The organism is Alkalibacter mobilis, assembly GCF_015594845.1.
GTDB classification, from domain to species: Bacteria; Bacillota; Clostridia; order Eubacteriales; family Alkalibacteraceae; genus Alkalibacter; species Alkalibacter mobilis.
In genome coordinates this window covers 128,941-146,140 of the sequence record NZ_JADNRK010000003.1, presented here as the reverse complement: position 1 = coordinate 146,140, position 17,200 = coordinate 128,941, and the positions used below count along the sequence as shown (strand labels likewise).

The 17,200-nt window shown below is 40.7% G+C and carries 17 protein-coding genes; 11 read left to right on the top strand and 6 right to left on the bottom strand.

Translation table 11 applies throughout. From position 1 onward, the window contains the following. Positions 1 to 128: 128 nt before the first annotated feature. Positions 129 to 1,349: a reductive dehalogenase gene (locus IWB18_RS02805; RefSeq protein WP_195682077.1), complete on the top strand. Its 1,221-nt coding sequence runs from the start codon at positions 129 to 131 to the stop codon at positions 1,347 to 1,349. A gap of 48 nt (positions 1,350 to 1,397) precedes the next feature. Here the strand turns inward: IWB18_RS02805 and IWB18_RS02800 are convergent, their stop codons facing one another. Both IWB18_RS02800 and IWB18_RS02795 read right to left on the bottom strand, forming a co-directional pair. Further along, entirely contained in the window at positions 1,398 to 2,267 is an 870-nt protein-coding gene (locus IWB18_RS02800; RefSeq protein WP_332310653.1) for an alpha/beta hydrolase, read from the bottom strand. Between the two features lie 89 nt (positions 2,268 to 2,356). After that, positions 2,357 to 2,992, bottom strand: coding sequence for a Crp/Fnr family transcriptional regulator (locus tag IWB18_RS02795; protein ID WP_195682075.1), 636 nt, complete (start codon positions 2,990 to 2,992; stop codon positions 2,357 to 2,359). A 94-nt stretch (positions 2,993 to 3,086) separates the two neighbouring features. On the opposite strand from IWB18_RS02795, the gene IWB18_RS02790 reads away from it, so the two are divergent. The 5 genes from IWB18_RS02790 (at position 3,087) to IWB18_RS02770 (ending at position 7,969) form a co-directional block, all read left to right on the top strand. Then, a complete protein-coding gene (locus IWB18_RS02790) occupies positions 3,087 to 3,716 on the top strand; it encodes a 4Fe-4S binding protein (RefSeq protein WP_195682074.1) in 630 nt (209 codons plus the stop codon). A gap of 110 nt (positions 3,717 to 3,826) precedes the next feature. Beyond that, on the top strand, positions 3,827 to 4,900 hold the full coding sequence (gene msrB, locus IWB18_RS02785) for a peptide-methionine (R)-S-oxide reductase MsrB (protein WP_195682073.1): 1,074 nt from the start codon (positions 3,827 to 3,829) through the stop codon (positions 4,898 to 4,900). 33 nt (positions 4,901 to 4,933) lie between these two features. Next, positions 4,934 to 5,824, top strand: coding sequence for a metallophosphoesterase family protein (locus tag IWB18_RS02780; RefSeq protein ID WP_195682072.1), 891 nt, complete (start codon positions 4,934 to 4,936; stop codon positions 5,822 to 5,824). Positions 5,825 to 5,882: 58 nt separating this feature from the next. Then, positions 5,883 to 7,037 (top strand): site-2 protease family protein, encoded by a 1,155-nt coding sequence (locus IWB18_RS02775; RefSeq protein ID WP_195682071.1) that lies wholly within the window; start codon positions 5,883 to 5,885, stop codon positions 7,035 to 7,037. Between the two features lie 14 nt (positions 7,038 to 7,051). Beyond that, positions 7,052 to 7,969 carry a YcjF family protein gene (locus IWB18_RS02770; RefSeq protein ID WP_195682070.1) on the top strand — a complete coding sequence of 306 codons (918 nt, stop codon included), beginning with the start codon at positions 7,052 to 7,054 and terminating at the stop codon, positions 7,967 to 7,969. A gap of 47 nt (positions 7,970 to 8,016) precedes the next feature. Here the strand turns inward: IWB18_RS02770 and IWB18_RS02765 are convergent, their stop codons facing one another. The 3 genes from IWB18_RS02765 to IWB18_RS02755 form a co-directional block, all read right to left on the bottom strand. Continuing rightward, positions 8,017 to 8,886: a YihY/virulence factor BrkB family protein gene (locus IWB18_RS02765; protein ID WP_195682069.1), complete on the bottom strand. Its 870-nt coding sequence runs from the start codon at positions 8,884 to 8,886 to the stop codon at positions 8,017 to 8,019. Between the two features lie 29 nt (positions 8,887 to 8,915). Next, the gene (gene radC, locus IWB18_RS02760; protein WP_195682068.1) at positions 8,916 to 9,593 is read right to left on the bottom strand and encodes a RadC family protein; all 678 of its coding nucleotides are present in this window, start codon (positions 9,591 to 9,593) and stop codon (positions 8,916 to 8,918) included. A gap of 208 nt (positions 9,594 to 9,801) precedes the next feature. After that, positions 9,802 to 10,053 (bottom strand): hypothetical protein, encoded by a 252-nt coding sequence (locus IWB18_RS02755; RefSeq protein ID WP_195682067.1) that lies wholly within the window; start codon positions 10,051 to 10,053, stop codon positions 9,802 to 9,804. Between the two features lie 176 nt (positions 10,054 to 10,229). Between IWB18_RS02755 and IWB18_RS02750 the strand changes: the two genes are divergently transcribed. From IWB18_RS02750 to IWB18_RS02735, 4 genes are all read left to right on the top strand, one after another. After that, positions 10,230 to 11,639, top strand: a complete 1,410-nt coding sequence (locus IWB18_RS02750) for a PTS mannitol transporter subunit IICB (RefSeq protein WP_195682066.1) — start codon at positions 10,230 to 10,232, stop codon at positions 11,637 to 11,639. Positions 11,640 to 11,736: 97 nt separating this feature from the next. Then, positions 11,737 to 13,857, top strand: a complete 2,121-nt coding sequence (locus IWB18_RS02745; protein ID WP_195682065.1) for a BglG family transcription antiterminator — start codon at positions 11,737 to 11,739, stop codon at positions 13,855 to 13,857. A gap of 26 nt (positions 13,858 to 13,883) precedes the next feature. Then, the gene (locus IWB18_RS02740) at positions 13,884 to 14,321 is read left to right on the top strand and encodes a PTS sugar transporter subunit IIA (RefSeq protein WP_195682064.1); all 438 of its coding nucleotides are present in this window, start codon (positions 13,884 to 13,886) and stop codon (positions 14,319 to 14,321) included. 9 nt (positions 14,322 to 14,330) lie between these two features. Further along, positions 14,331 to 15,485 carry a mannitol-1-phosphate 5-dehydrogenase gene (locus IWB18_RS02735; protein ID WP_195682063.1) on the top strand — a complete coding sequence of 385 codons (1,155 nt, stop codon included), beginning with the start codon at positions 14,331 to 14,333 and terminating at the stop codon, positions 15,483 to 15,485. 27 nt (positions 15,486 to 15,512) lie between these two features. On the opposite strand, the gene IWB18_RS02730 is transcribed toward IWB18_RS02735, so the two are convergent. Continuing rightward, positions 15,513 to 16,388, bottom strand: a complete 876-nt coding sequence (locus IWB18_RS02730) for a universal stress protein (protein ID WP_195682062.1) — start codon at positions 16,386 to 16,388, stop codon at positions 15,513 to 15,515. 141 nt (positions 16,389 to 16,529) lie between these two features. Here IWB18_RS02730 and IWB18_RS02725 point away from each other — a divergent pair, with 141 nt between their 5' ends. Then, positions 16,530 to 17,198 carry an HAD family hydrolase gene (locus IWB18_RS02725; protein ID WP_195682061.1) on the top strand — a complete coding sequence of 223 codons (669 nt, stop codon included), beginning with the start codon at positions 16,530 to 16,532 and terminating at the stop codon, positions 17,196 to 17,198. Positions 17,199 to 17,200: the final 2 nt, after the last annotated feature.

The window sequence follows — 17,200 nt, the reverse complement described above, 5'->3', positions numbered from 1 at the left end:
TAAAATATCATATATATAGTATAAAATTTTATATGATTTTGCAAGGTTTTTATACAGATATAACTAATTGCTGGGATCTATTGTGATTCGATTGCCGCTGGAAGCGAAGAGCCGGAGAGGAGAGACTTATGATTCCGAGAAGCGAAATGAAAATTCATAAAAATCCAATAGAAATAAACAAAGATATGTACGAAAGATATCCTGTAACCAGGCAGGCGTTTATAACAGTCGGTTACAAGGATACCGGTGAAATGGGGCATAATTTTTTCTTGGGGAAAATGATGGAGAATATGCTCAAAAAAATGATCAGTGGTGAAAAGGGAAGACTTCAGGAAGACAATGCGCTGGATTTTGGAGCAAATACATTAAATCTTTTGATTGGGCAGTATGGTGTGCCCAATTTCCAATTTTTACAATGGAAACCCCTGTTCATACCTGAAGAAATGACTAAAAATCCGGTTAAGATAGAACCGGACCAATTGTCATCCATGACTAAAAAAGCAGCCGTGTTGTATGGAGCTGATTTAGTGGGGATAACTAAACTTAAACCGGATTGGGTGTACACCCGAGATGTTTTTAAATCAATAGAGTTTACTGATGGTGGAGAGGCTGACGAAACTGAAGAAGCGTATTTGATTCCAAGAAGGGTGGACAAGGCCATAGTCATGGCTTTTTCCATGGACGACAGAATGATAGATCATTCACCGGAAGTGATGGCAAGTACCGCAGCATCGATTGGGTACTCAAGAATGGGAATTGCAGCGGTTTCACTGGCAGAATATATAAGAGGATTGGGTTATCAGGCTATACCGTGCATGAATGATACCGCCTTGAGCATACCACTGGCCATTGAGGCAGGTTTAGGGCAGTTGGGGAGACTTGGATTGCTCATCACCCCGGAATTTGGACCAGCCATTAGATTGGCCAAGGTACTTACGGACATGCCATTGGAATTCGACCAACCGATAGACTTCGGGATACCGGAATTTTGCAAAAATTGTTATCTTTGTGAGCAGCATTGCCCCTCAGGTTCCATAAGCAACGGAGAACCCGGGTTTGAAGGAGTTTGTGAGAATAACAATTCCGGAACAAAGAAATGGTACATAAATGCTGAAAGATGTCTAAGATTTTGGCAGGCCAATGGTGCCAGTTGTTCAAATTGCATTGCTGTATGTCCATTTACAAAAGGATTTGAGTCCATGCAATGTTTTGAATGTGAAAAATGTGAAACTCAAACAGGTTGTGAACTACAGGTCAATACACACTTGAGGATCAAGTACGGTTACCTGAAAAGCGATACATGGGGAAATACACCTGAAGTAATAAGACCGGCACGAAAAGGTCTGTAAAGCAAGAAATTCCGAGTATGAAAACTATACTCGGAATTTCTTTGATTTTTAAATCCCCATATCGGCAATCATGCTGTCATCGGTCAATCCATAAGATATGTCAAGATGTGTAGGATCAAGTTGCTTTTCCAACCAAAAGATCACATCGCCGATCACTTCATCTTTAGTGTATTCGTTGAAAATTTCATGGAACAACTTGGAGTAAATTTTTAAAGATTTATCTTCAGAGCTTATGTCGTTGAAAAATTCCATGGAATCGCGGTAACTTACCAAGCTGTCCATGGAACCATGAAGAATGAGAACCGGTTCCCTAAATCTGTCGGAATTGTGTTTCAACCAGTCGACTCCAGCAAACAGGGAATAAAAAAGTCCTGCTGAAATTTCTTTTTCGACTAAAGGATCCTGTTTATAAGCTTCAATTACTTTCGGATCACTGCATACTCCAGATCCCAATTCATTTGGGAAATAAGCTTTGGGATCCATATCTGGATCTAACTGGCTTCCAGCCTTTGCATTGTTTCTGGTCAAGGCTCCGGATAGAACAAAACCGTCGACTTTTCCAGGGAAGTGACTGCCGAATAAGGATACGGCATAACCTCCCATGCTGTGTCCTATTACGAAAATCGGCAACTCTTGATGTTCGTTTTTCATGATATCCACTACTGAGTTTACATCTTCAAAAATTTGAGTGTAATCATCGTAATATACTCTAGTTCCTTCGGATTTGCCGTGACCACGGTGATCAAAACGATAAACCCCAAAATCTTTAAAATTTAGTTTACCTGCAAGGTAATCGTACCTGCCTTGGTGCTCGCACAGACCATGAACTATTAGAACCAAAGCCTTTGGATTTTTGGGCAGATCGCTCTTAAGGTAAAGTCTTGTTTTGTCAAAAGATTCGACCATTCTGCTGTCCACATTCATCCCTCCATAAATGTATATTTAATTGTGGTATACCCATTTTTAAATTATTTAAAACTTTGGGAAAGCGGGATGCTCCGAGGGGATCAGAAAATATCTTCATTCAATGTTATGGTATTTCTGTCAAATTCGATCAATCCACTTCTACTCATTTTCTGCAGTTCTCTTGAGAGGCTTGTGCGAGCTACACCCAAAAGCTGGGCAAGAGTCGTCTTGCTGACAGGTAAAATAATGGTTTTAGACATTTGCCTTTTGGATTCAGTCAAAATATAATTTCTGAGACTTTCCCGCAAGGGGATTTTTACATGATGTCTGATTTTGTCGCCCAGGATAAAAGCGTTCTCAGAAATGGATTCCAAAAAAACTCTCAAAAAATCCTGATTGGTTGAGCACAGTCTAAAGACAGCATCTTTTTTTAATACAAATATCTTGCTGTCCTCCTTCGATGTTACTGTCATGGGATAAATGGAGTCCCGGGAAAAGAGCAGATTTCCACCGATCATATCGTCATGCCTGAATTCTGCAATCGTTAAAAGATTTCCCGAGGGATCGATCCTTTCAACTGCCACAATACCTTCCAATACGATTTCCAGTTCAACGCACCTTGATCCCTCCAGGTGGATAATGCGATTTTTTTCATAACGCTCGATCCTGCAAAGACCATTTGCAAAGAAATCATCCACTGTATCCGAACTTACGTCTTGTAAAATTTTAATATTCAAAATCTGCCTCCAGTGTTACACAAGTAACTACTTTTTTTTAATTATAAGATTATAATCATCGTAAATCAATCAATTATGGCAGGGAGGAAATAGAATGGGGAAAGTTTTAACAAATATTATCAGATGGGCGTTCTTTATTTTGTTCGTGGGAATAGTTTCAACAGGGAAAATGAACATTTGGCTTGCAATATTTGGGTTGACGGTAGCAGGAGCATTATTTTTCGGGAGATTCTTTTGCGGTTATGTGTGTCCCATGAATACCCTGATGATTCCAATTGGTATATTATCCAGGAAGTTGAAAATCCAGAGGAAGGATGTTCCTAAATGGATGAACTCGACCGCGGGAGCAGTTATAGTGCTTGTATTGTCCCTGGCTGCGGTTTTGATATCGAAAAGAATGCTTGGAAAAAATTTGCCGATCTTATTCGTTTTACTGGCAGTGGCAGTCATAGTGACGATCAGATATCCTGAGAGCGGATTTCACAATGGGCTATGTCCATTTGGCTTGATCCAAAGTATCACAGGAAGATTTGCCATGTTCAGCAAAAGAGTCAAAGTTGATAAATGCGTTGGGTGCGCTAAATGTGTGCAAGTCTGTCCTTCGGCAGCAGTAGTCGTAGATAATGACAAGAAAAAAGCCCAAATAAACAGATCTTTGTGTCATCAATGCCAAAATTGCACCACGGCTTGTCCCACTCAGGCAATATCCTACGGAAAATATTGAGAACATGAAAAGGCTATGTGAAAACATAGCTTTTTTCATGTCTTTTAAAACAGAAATTAAAGGGTATATAAGCAATATGATCAAACGAAAATATGCGGGGAGAGATCAAGATGGATTACAACCATTTGAAAGTGATAATAATATTTTTGCTGGGAGTGGCAATATTGTCGGGTTTTTTGTTTTTTAACAAGGGAAGAGATGATGATACCATCAAAATCGTGCCTGATTTCAGAAACAGCAGGTACAAGGAAATTTATTTTGCAGGAGGATGTTTTTGGGGAGTACAGGCATATTTTGACCGAATAATAGGAGTAATATACACTGATGTGGGCTATGCCAACGGCAAAGGTACCGACACAGATTATAGATCCATCAAAAACACCGGGCATACTGAAACAGTTCACATAGTATACGATCCTGAAAGAATCGAGTTGGAGACTCTTGCAAGATATTTTTACGATATTATTGATCCCACCAGCATCAACAAACAGGGAAACGACGTGGGGACTCAGTATCGCAGCGGGATTTATTTTGTAGATCCAAAAGACATGGTGGTCATACAAAAGGTGACGGGAGAGATAAGCAAAAAATATGAAGATCCCGTTGTCACAGAAATTGAAGCACTGAATAACTACGTTTTGGCTGAGGAATACCATCAGGATTATCTGGAAAAGAATCCCGGAGGATATTGTCATATTAATTTAAGCAAGATACCAAATGAAAAACCTGTAGTCAGAGAAGAAGAATACTCTCTTCCCACCAAAGAGGAAATCAGAAATATGTTGACGGACAGTCAGTTCAATATCACACAGGGAAGCGGAACTGAACGAGCATTTGAGAATTTGTACTGGGATAACAAGGAAAAGGGTATATACGTGGATATCGTCACTGGAGAGCCGCTGTTTTTATCAGACGACAAATATGACTCAGGTTCCGGATGGCCCAGCTTTACCAAGCCTGTCCAGTGGGATGTAGTGGAATACAGGTTGGACGATTCCATGCTAACTGAAAGGATCGAGGTAGTGAGTCGGGTCGGAAAGACTCATCTGGGTCACGTATTTAAAGACGGACCCAGATCCGAAGGTGGATTGAGATATTGTATGAATAGTGGAGCCATGAAATTCATACCATTTGAAAACTTGTTAAAGGAAGGGTATGGAAAATTTACTGTATTGTTTAAATGACTGAAACAAGTTGAAGGGAATGGAGGTGTTGCTATGAATACGATGAAAAGACTTACACAAGCTTACGAGGAAGCTCACAGGGTCAAATTCGACGAAGGTTCAAAGTTCATAATTTTTAGTGATGTTCACAGGGGGGACAATAGTCTGTCTGACGAATTTGCCCATAATTCAAATATATATTACCACGCGCTGAATTATTATTTTGAAAACGATTATACGTATATAGAGGCTGGAGACGGAGATGAATTGTGGGAACACGAAAAATTCAAGTACATTATCCGTGCATATGGCGATATTTACACCCTAATCAGCGAATTTTACAGAAAAAACAGATTATACATGCTATACGGGAATCATAATATGGATTTAAAGTACGATGATTACGTTGAAAAAAACCTTCATAAGTTTTACGATATTTATGAAGATACATTTGATATTCTTTTTCCCGGATTGAAAGTTCACGAGGGATTGGTGCTGGAACATGATGAAACAGGGAAAGAGATATTCATTGTGCACGGTCATCAGGGAGATTTCTTGAATGATCAGCTTTGGCCCATAACAAAATTTTTGAATCGGCATCTCTGGCATTACTTTCATATAATAGGTTTCAGAAATCCTTCAAGTCCTTCAAAGAATATGCATAAATGTCACAAAATAGAACGGAACTATTCCAAGTGGATAAATCAAAACAAAAAAATGCTGATAGCAGGTCACACTCACAGGCCCAAGTTTGTAAGCAACACCGGTGATTCGTATTTTAATACGGGCGCGTGTGTATTTCCGCTCGGAATAACAGGATTGGAAATCAGGGAATGTACCATATCGCTGGTGAAATGGCATATACGCCCTGACGCTACAGGATCTTTAACGGTTATGAGAGATATTTTGAAAGGGCCAGCTGATTTGCGGGAGTTTATGTATTGAAAATGTCACGACAAGTCATGATCGACATCGAAGCCATATAGAAGGAAGGGATCCGTGTATGAAAAGTTCTTTTGTAATAGGGAAAGTCAAAGGGATAGACATTGAAATAAATTTAAGTTGGATCGTAATATTTGCGCTATTGACATATACTCTGGCAACCAATTATTTGCCATCCGTATTTGATGGAATTGAAACGACAACTGCTTGGCTCATTTCAGGTCTGATGGCTGTGTTGTTTTTTACATCGGTTCTATTGCATGAGTTGTCGCATTCAATAGTTGCAAACGGTCTGGGCGTGGAAGTAAAAAGGATAACGTTGTTTATTTTTGGTGGACTGGCTCAGATGGAGAAGGATGTGGACCAACCTGTCAAAGAGCTTAAAATCGCTATCGCCGGACCAGCTATGAGTGTATTTTTAAGCATTTTATTTTATGGAGCAGGAACGCTCATGGATTTTCTGGAATTGTCACTTGTTTTCAGAGAGCCTGCATATTATTTATCTACAGTAAATCTGATTTTGGCAGTCTTTAACCTCGTACCTGCTTTTCCCCTTGATGGCGGACGTGTTTTAAGGGCAATTTTGTGGAAAGCTACAGGTGATCGAAAGAAAGCTACCAGAATAACATCCGGCATGGGAAGTTTTTTTGGTTATCTGTTGATTTTCAATGGAATATTTCTGGCCTTTGGAGGAAACGTATTCAATGGATTATGGATGCTTTTTATAGGATGGTTCATCACACAGGCAGCGCAGACAGGATATCAGCAGGTCTTGATGGATGATATCTTTAATAAGATCTGCGTAAAGGAGTTTATGACGAAAAATGTGGTAAGCGTGGAATACCACGTTAATCTGGCGGATCTGGTCGAAGAATATTTTTTGCGTTACAAATATTCCATTTTTCCGGTCATCAGGATCAATGATATAATGGGAATTGTCAGCTTGAATGAGATCAAGAAAGTAGACAGGACCTTATGGGCTGAAACCACCGTGGCAAGTGTTGCTTACCCACTTAACGACAACCTGGTGGTGTCGCCTTCAGACTGTGTTTCCAAGGCCATGGACAAGGCTTTTAAAAACAATGTGGGAAGAGTTCTCGTTATGGAGGGGGGAGAGTTGTTGGGGATAGTATCCAAAACGGATATTCTCAATTACTTGAGGATACAGTCGCAGATCGGTGGCATGGAATCCGATACAAGAAATACGAGGAATTAAAATGAGGTGAAGGATTGAAAAAAAGTCGAATTTTGTCGATTGTGGGAATTTTTATTCTGGTGATGTTGTTTTTAAGCTTTCTAAATGACGTTTTGGAATTGGGGGAGAGATTTTTCAACATACACCCATATGCGGCATGGGTCTTTTATTTATTCTTGGCCGGATTTATGATTTGGGGGATTTCCGTTCCTGTCAGATGGATGTTGAAGGCTCCGGTGAACGATTATGCAGAGCTTTTTAGGGACAAGGAACCGGAAAGAAAAGATCTTCAAAAAATAAAGGCGTCATTGGTCAAGGACAGAGAAAAATCCATGGCTATGGAAGTTCTAGACGATTCCGCATACAAGGGAAAGCTGATAGAAATACTCAAAGAACGGGAAAAAACCGCAGATGATACCATCGTACAGGCTTCCCTTCTCACACTTTTGACTACCGCGATATCACCTAACGGATTTATCGATGTCCTGGCAATAATCTACTACAACTTTAAAATGATAGATACGATAGTCAGGGCGTTTGGAGTCAGACCTTCGCTTCTCAACATCTTGAGGATCACAAAAAACATCTTTTTGACAGCCTTTGTTGTAAATCAGCTGGAGGAATTGGAAATAAACGAATATATCGAAGAAATGGTAGACTCATTAAGTGATGTAGCAGCGGGGAAGCTGCTTTCAAAAACCGTGGACTCACTTATTCAAGGAGTCCTGGCCGCATTTGTGACATTGAAGATAGGATATGCAGCCAAGGCGGTTTTAATAGACCCTTCCAGTACGAAAGAATATGGGTTTAGAAGATCCATCAGAAAGAAAGCCAGATACACTCTGGTCAAGAATGTAATGCCCAGAAGTGCCGCTGCGGTCCCAAAGGGATTTGGGAAATTTCTTGAAACTCTGATTGGGAAAATGAAAACATCTCAGCCGGATTTAGGTTGAAAGTATCCCCTCCATATCAGTTGGAGGGGATTTAATGTTGGACAAGTTCATCGAATGTGGTTCAAGAATTCAGTAAAGGGCTTCATATAAGGATCATCGATCTTTTTGAGCTCGATCAAAACCGCATTGAATTCAACTCCCAAAAGCAGGATGATGGATGTCAAAAGCAGCCAGAGCATTAGTGCGATAACGGCTCCCAAAGCACCGTAAAATCTTGAGTAGTTTGCATAATTGTCCACGTAATATTGAAAAGCAAATGTGAATGCAACCCAGGACAGCGTTGAAAATATCGCGCCGGGAAAGGCAAATCGAAATTTGACCCTTTTGGCTGGAACGAAAATATAAAAATTTAAAATCATCAGGAACAGAAATGCTATGGGCAAAACTATCCGCAGGAAACTTATGATGTTTTCAAGAGGCAACACAGGAAAGTACGAAGTGATCAGCGATATGATCTGACGCCCGAAAACAATTCCCAGCAAGGATAAAAGGATGGTAGTGGCAAAAATGATAACCCAAAATATGGACAATAAAAATTTGACCAGTACATTGCGGTCGTCTTGTATGCCTAAAGCCTGATTGGTTCCTTTCATAAAAGCTCTGAATCCGCCGGATGAGGAATAAACCGCAAGAAAAACTGACAAACTCATTAATCCGGTCCTTTGCTTGTCAACAATATCTATGACTATGGAAGACAACAAGCTGAAAATATTCTCCGGAAGAGAATTTTGGATGGCAGAGAGTATCTCCCCGGAATCCAGATTGATATATCCCACCAGAGTGAACAAAAAAATAAGGAAGGGAAACAGGGCGAGCAATAAGCTGTAAGTCAATTGGTAGGCGTATGCGATCAAATTGTTCTGATCGATCCTTTTCATGAATAAAAGAATGAACTCTTTTGGTTTAGATATGGACATAGGCTTATCCTCCAAATTATCTATTCGGCTTAAAGGTTTCCATTTTCGGCAAAACTGTAGTAGCTGTCGCCTGCAACAATTATATGATCTACAACTTTAATCGAGATGGGTTCAAGCGCGGACGAGATGCGATCAGTGACTTCAATATCCGCTCTGGATGGCCTCAAGCTTCCGCCTGGATGATTGTGGCTTAAGATGATGCTGTTGGCCTGATGTCTGAGCGCAGTTTCTACAATAAGTCTTGGATAGACCGGAGCCTCGTTTATAGTGCCTTCGTGGACCAATGCGGAATGTCTGACTTTATTTTGCGTATCAAGGCAGATAATGAAAAACGCTTCGTAGATGTATCCGGTAAAAAGGGTTTTTGCAAATTCTCCTGCTTTGGACGAACTGTTCAAAAGAGGCTTGTCGCCCCAACGGGCTTTTGAATATCTTTTTGAAAGTGAAGGGATCATGGATAAAAGAATGGATGCATTTAGACTTACACCGCTTCTTTGACTGATCTCTTCCGGTGAAGATTCAAAAAGTGTCGCTAAGCTGCCAAATTCTTTTAGCATTTTGTGTGCGATTTCGTTGGTGTCTTTCCTGGGGATAGAGTAAAACAAAAGCATTTCCAGGACCTGATGATCATCGAAGTGATCCATGCCTTCATTTAAGAAACGTGTCTTTACTCTATTGCGGTGTCCGTTGTGCAAGTTTTTTTCCATTCAAATCTCCTTGTGTTTTGTTTATATGAATACGATATCATAACAGCAGCAAAAATAAAAAACAAAAAATCCCATGAAAACACGTCAATGGGAGATAAAAACATCGCGTAGGTGCTGGTTGGAGTAAAGAAAAATAAGAAAACAAGTTTGCATTTGAGTTTTATGGTAATAAAGTGAAAAAAAGGGTATAAAAATTTTAAACGGTATATTAAGAAATGCGTTTGAACGTTATCCTGTTCAATCCCAGATCGTCTGATGTGCTGACCGAGTATGAGCTTTTGCCATTTATATATATTATATCTCCAACGTATTCCTTTAATTTGCTTTTTATGCTTTGAAAATCGCTTCGACTGTTGGAAACCAATGTATAGGCTATGGATCCTTCGGTTTCTTCAACGGTAAAAGCATCGTATTTTCCGCTAATGGAGTTGATTATCTCATCAAAATAAGTAGTCTTCATGTTCGCCTCCTGAGTAATGAGTACATTATAGCAAATTTTGACCTAAAATCAAACACCGGAGCGGCAGATAATTTGAAATTGTCGCAGAGATTATGACAAATTTAAAGTATCTTTGAAAGTATCACTTCTTGTATTGGTGATATTATAAACTTAACAAATTTTAAGGAGGTAATAAAATGGACGGACAAACAAAAACTAAATCTCAGGCATCAGTGAAGATACAGAGTTTCGGAAGATTTATGAGCGGTATGATCATGCCGAACATCGGCGCATTTATCGCTTGGGGATTGCTGACCGCATTTGTAATTCCAACCGGTTGGGTGCCGAATGAAACCTTTGCCACATTGGTAGGGCCAATGATAAATTTCTTGCTGCCTTTGCTGATAGGATATAGCGGTGGTAAATTGGTGCATGACGTCAGAGGTGGGGTAGTAGGTGCAGCGGCCACCATGGGTGTCATTGTTGGTGCTGACATACCCATGTTCATGGGCGCCATGATAATGGGCCCTCTAGCAGCATTCTTGATGAAAAAAATCGACGAATCATATGAAGGGAAAATCCCTGCAGGTTTTGAAATGCTGGTCAACAATTTTTCGGCGGGAATTTTGATTGGAATCATGGCTATATTGGGGCTTGTTGCAATAGGCCCCGTAGTATTGGCATTAAATAATGTTTTGGAAGCAGGAGTGTCATTCATAGTCAATGCAGGCTTGTTGCCCTTGGCAAACATATTTATAGAACCTGCAAAAGTACTTTTCTTAAATAACGCAATAAACCACGGTGTGCTTGGCCCTATTGGGATCAAGGAATCGGCAGAAATGGGAAAATCCATATTCTTCATGCTTGAAAGCAATCCGGGACCTGGCCTTGGAATCCTGTTGGCTTACTGGTTCGTTGGAAAAGGAAATGCAAAACAATCAGCTCCAGGAGCAATCATAATTCACTTCCTTGGTGGAATACATGAAATATATTTCCCGTATATCCTGATGAACCCGAAATTGTTGCTGGCAGCCATAGGCGGTGGAGTCAGTGCAGTATTTACCTTCACTTTATTCAACGTAGGTCTTGTGGCAACACCGTCGCCAGGCAGTATATTTGCGTACATTGCCATGACACCCAGAGGTGACCACCTTGGAGTTCTTGCCGGAGTTGCAGTCGGCGCGATAGTATCGTTCCTTATCGCTTCAGTTCTGTTAAAAGGCGGATCAAACTTGGATGAGAAAGATCTTGCGGCAGCTACTGAAAAGATGCAAGAGCTCAAGGGCAAAAAAAGCAGTGTGGCTCAAACTACAAAAAAAGATGCATCTCAAGTCAAGAAGGTAATATTTGCATGTGATGCAGGAATGGGTTCGAGTGCCATGGGCGCAAGCTTATTGAAGAACAAGTTCAAGAGTGCGGGACTTGACATAACTGTTACCAATGTGGCGATCAACGAGTTGCCGGATGACGTGGACATCGTAATAACACAAAAGAGCTTGACTGACAGGGCAAGAGAAAAGGCTCCAAAGGCGGAGCACATATCTGTAGACAACTTTCTCGGCAGTCCGAAGTATGACGAATTGACAGACAGATTGTCCGGAAAGTAGGATGAAAAAGATAGTGCGAAATTTCGCACTATCTTTTTTGAGGTAAAAAAATAATTTTGGGTATCAATAACTAAAGTACCTATGGGGAAGTGGTGTTTTGGGGCTAAATGAAAGACAAATGAAGGTTCTCGGACATGTTTTGAGACAAAACAAGTTTTCCTTGAGTGAGATCGCTGATGAGTTTGAAATAAATACCAGAACTTTATACAGGGACATAAACAAAATCCTCAAGTGGTTGGTCGAAAACAATATAGTTTTTGAAGCTGATCAAATCCATGGGTTGGACGATGTCTGGAAAGCCAGAAGAGAAGTTGGCACAAGACTGAAAACTGTGATCCCAAAAGAAATCAAAAAAACAAAATACGACTCTGAAAGCAGAAAGATGTTGATACTAACTGAATTGCTTTTAGACACTGAACCTGTGAAGGTATACGCCATTGCAGACAAATTGAACGTATCCGAGGGTACTGTTATAAGCGACCTTGATAAAGTGGAGCAGTGGCTTGAAAATTACGAAATCACTTTGATCAGAAGGCAGGGACTGGGGGTGTATGCGCAAGGTTCCGAAAAATCATTTAGAAACGCGATCCTTGCGGTCGTATACCAAGGCACGGAGCTCAAGGAACTTAGAGACATGATAAAGGAAAAATTCACAGCCGACCTGGTAAACAGGACAAGATATGATATCGCTGACCGGTTATTGGGTTTGGTGGACAGCAGATCAATAAAAATAGTTGAAGAATCGATAGATTCGATGGAAAGAGATCTGGGGGAGACTTTTTCAGATGATTCATATCTGGGATTATTGATCCACATCGTTCTGGCGATATCAAGACTGAAGAAAGGCGAGACTATAGCTGTCTCCAAAGAAATAGAAGAAAGCCTGATCACAACACATGAGTACGGTATAGCCATGAAAGCGGGGGAAAAGCTGGAGGATGCATTTGGGATCAGGATACCTCCGGAAGAAATAGTGTATATCACCATGCACTTAAGAGGTGCGAAAGTGATCGAAAACGGAGAAATCATTCCGGGATCCGTTTCAAAACACAGTGCCAGGGATATTGCAGTTCAATTGTTAAATAAAGCGAGTGAAATATCCGGAGTCGATTTTATGGAAGATGAAGATTTGCTTAGGAGTCTTATCATGCATCTGAGGCCAGCCATAACCCGACTGGAGTTGCATATGGAAATAAGAAATCCCCTGTTGGAGCAGATAAAGGAACAATATTCGGATGTGTACAGGCTGTCGGTGAAGGTCTGTGAATTGTTGGGTGAACTGTTGGAAAGATCGGTTCCCGAAGAAGAAATTGGGTTCATAGCAATGCATTTGGGGGCTTATCTGGAACGTTTCAAATCTTCGGAAATCGAAAAATCCGATATTTTAGTCGTTTGTCCCAGCGGTTTGGGCACATCGAGACTTCTCACATCCAAAATCAACAAAGAGATCAAGGAAGTCAGAGTTTTGGGGACCACATCTATTGAAGAGTCGGAAAATCTGATAGCGATGTACCCGACTATTGATATGGTAGTATCGACGGTAGATCTGGGGGAAAGGGATTATGATTACGTAGTTGTGAGTCCGCTTTTAAATGAAAGAGATATAAACAAAATCAAAAGTAATCTTGGATTGAAAACAAAGGATCATTCGGATCTCGAATCCCGTGTGGATACAGGGGCAAAAGACGTTGAACAAGATTTTGAAATTTATCGACTGAGAAATTATCTGAAGTCCATGGAGAAGTTGATGAAGGATTTTTTTATAAAAGAAGACCTCTTGATCAAGACTTCGGAGGAAATGATCAGGTATATATCCCGATTTGTTCATCCGCAAAACACTGAAAATGCAAAGCACTTGAACTTGGAAATTGACAGAAGGGAAAGGCTGATGGGGACTGCATTGCCGGGTGAAGGGATGGCCTTGGTACATACAAGGACTTCGACTTTTCAGGGAATACGTGTTGGAGTTTTTAGAAGCAAAAGCCAAATGATATTTTACGACATGGAAGGTAAAAAAGAACAGATAAATACGGTGTTGATGCTTTTGGCAGGTGAAGAGGCAGAGCGAGAGGATCTTGAAGTTTTAAGTAAAATAAGTGCAGGCTTGATCGAGAACAAAAAATTCGCAAAGTATATCAAAGAGGGGACTTTAGATCAGGTAAAAGCGGAATTGAACAGCATATTTAAAACGTTTGTCAGAGAGTATGTCATAAAGTGAAAAATAATTATATGGAGGTTTTTATCATGGATATCCTTAAAAAAGAGAACATCATCATAGGTGCTGAGCTAAACAGCAAAGACGAAGCGGTGGAATATGCCGGGAGACTGCTGATCGATTCGGGTTATGTGGAAGAATCTTATATCGATCTTATGAAGGAAAGAGAAGAAGTAATGTCGACTTTTATGGGCAATGGTCTTGCAATACCGCATGGAGTTGCAAAATCCAGAGAGGGAAACGTCATAAAGAAATCTGGGATAGTAGTTATTCAAGTTCCCAAAGGCGTAGATTTTGGCGATGGAAATACAGCCTTTATGGTCATCGGTATAGCAGGGAAAGACAATGAACACCTGGACATATTGGCGAATATTGCGACAATATTCAATGAAGAAAAAAATGTGGAAGCTATGGTGAATGCCAAGGATGCAGATGAAATTTATCAAAAATTCACTCAAAGTGTGTGAGGTGTTGAAATGATTGGAAAAGCTGTCCATTTTGGAGCGGGAAACATAGGCAGGGGGTTTATAGGACTCCTGCTGGCGGAATCTGGCTATGAGGTGGCGTTCGTAGATGTAAATGAAGCGGTTATCAATGAAATGAACGAAAAAGGAAGATACAGGGTCATTCTGGCCGGAAACGAGGATCAGAGCGTAGAGGTGACTGGAATCAGAGGAATATTGAGCAGCTCGGAAGAAAAGGTGATAGATGCTATCCTCGAAGCTGATGTGATCACTACGGCTGTGGGTGTGAATATTTTGCCGATAATTGCGGGATCCATAGCAAAAGGGATAGAAAAGAGAGCTGCTGAAAGACCTTCAGATATTTTGAATGTAATGGCTTGTGAAAATGCTGTTGGAAACAGCGACATTTTGAAGAATGCGGTCATAGGTAAATTATCATCCAAGGGACTTGAATATTGCGAAAAACATGTGGGGTTTCCCAACACCACCGTGGACAGGATAGTCCCGGAAGGTGCAAAGGAAGAAAAGGATATACTTAAGGTAGTAGTGGAGCCGTTTTACGAATGGAATGTTGAAAAGTCAAAGATTTTGGGAAGCTTTCCCGAAATCAAAGGAATGACATTGGTTGATGACTTGTCCGCTTACATCGAAAGAAAACTGTTTACTTTGAATACCGGACATGCAATCACAGCCTACCTGGGATATGACGGAAAATTAAACTATATACATGAGGCCATAAAAGTTGACGATATACGAAAGATAGTTTTGGGCGCAATGAGAGAAGTCGGACAAGCTTTGGTGAAAAAACACGGATTTGATCCTGTACAACATGAAGCTTACATTCAAAAGATATTATCGAGGTTTGAAAATGAAGCCCTGGCAGACCCAGTCGCACGCGTAGGTCGGGATCCAATAAGAAAACTGGGTCCCAAGGACAGGCTGATCGCACCGGCTAAAGAAGCTTTGGACCACGGGATAGAGCCGGTGAATCTGGTAAAGGGAATCGTCAAGGCAATTGGCTTTGCAAACGAAAATGATCCAAAATCCGTTGAATTGTCAAGGATGCTTGAGACGGAAGGGCTTGGTTTTATATTGAAAAAAGTTTGTGGACTTAGTGAAGATGAAAGATTGTTTAAAATGATCACAGATGAATTCGGAAAGCAATAAAAAACCGGGAAATTCCCGGTTTTTTTGTCAAGATCTTTTGGCTGGGATCAAGAGCACTGAACAATTTGCGTTTCTTGCAACGCTGTGACTGACGCTGCCAAGAAACAGTTCTTTTACAAAACCTCTTCCCTGGCTGCCCATTACTATCATGTTGATTTCATTTTCATCGGCATAATCGATGATTTCATCCGAAGGGGAACCGTACTTGATCACGACATTAACGTGGTTTACTCCGGCATCCATCAGTTTTGATTGCATGTTTTCAATCCGTTCTCTATCGACCTCATTAAAATCTTCAAGATTTCCCACCATGTTAGGTGATAATTGACCTTTGTCCTGGACATGCATCAAAGTGACGTTCTTGACACCGGAACCTACCATTTCCAACAAGTAATCAAAGGCAAGATCGGCATTTTTAGAAAAATCCGTCGGAAAGAGAACGTTCATATTTTCATTTAGATCAGGATCTCTGGCACAAACCACCCCTTCCGGAGTATCTTTTAACCTTAATAATAGAACAGGCTTCTTTGCATGATGAATTATATCATAGGCCAGACCCTTGAAAAAAGCTTCGCTGGCGGCAGACTGTTTCTGGGCGCCTGTAACTATGAGAGAATAATCTTCCCTGGATGCGATTCTATTCAGCTCGTTTTTGATCTGACCGGGGATGACCCGAGTGTCGACTTTGAAACCGAACCCTTCGAGGATCTCCCTTTGCTTCTTGAAATTTTCTTCCAGAATCGATGCTGTGGACGACAGGGCAATCGAAGCGGTTTCCTGTACGCTCAGGCATTGCAAAAGCAGGCACTCTTCAGTCTTAAGGGGTTTCAAGTACTCGAGACACTTTATCAGAGCAAAAGACGCAGGTGATAAATCTGTAGCTACGATCAATCGTTTAAACATTATGACCACTCCTCATGAATTCTTTATTAATATGTACCCCAAAAATCAAAAGATATCAAAATTTTTGCTTAATGAACAAAAATTAATTGTTCTGAATTGAACAAGAAGGGTATCATATATAGGAATAATGTATAGAGAAGGATGATGCAGATGAAGTATGAGGCAGTGATTTTTGACATGGACGGGGTCATAATAGACAGTGAACCCCTGCATTTCAAAAGCGATATGTTGACAATGAGGGAATGCGGCGTAGAGCTGACGTTTCAGGAGATGCAAAAATTTATTGGAGTGTCGGACCGTGAAACATATGAAGTTTTAAAAAAAAAGTACAACATAACCGATTCAGTTGAGGATCTCTTGAACAGGCAAATAGCTATAAAGGAAAGGCTTTTCGGCTCGGAAGAGATCATCGTAATGGATGGTCTGGAACAGTTGCTGGACTTGTTGGATGAGCGAGGATTTAAAATCGGCCTGGCATCTTCGTCAAAGAAAGCCTTTATAGAAATCATATTGAAGCGAATCGGGTTGAAAGACAGATTTTCAGTAGTTGTAAGCGGTGAAGATGTGAAAAAGGGAAAACCGGAACCCGATATATTTCTTAAGGCAGCCAAGGGTTTGGGAATTTCGGCACAAAAATGTATAGCCATCGAGGATTCGGCTTCAGGAGTCAGATCTGCAAAATCTGCGGGCATGTATGTATTTGGATTTGTCAGCCCGCATTCTTTCGGACAGGATATATCCCCTTCAGATACAAAAATCAACTCCCTTATGGAAGCTACTGATAGCAGTTCAGTTATTTTCATGGACTAAAG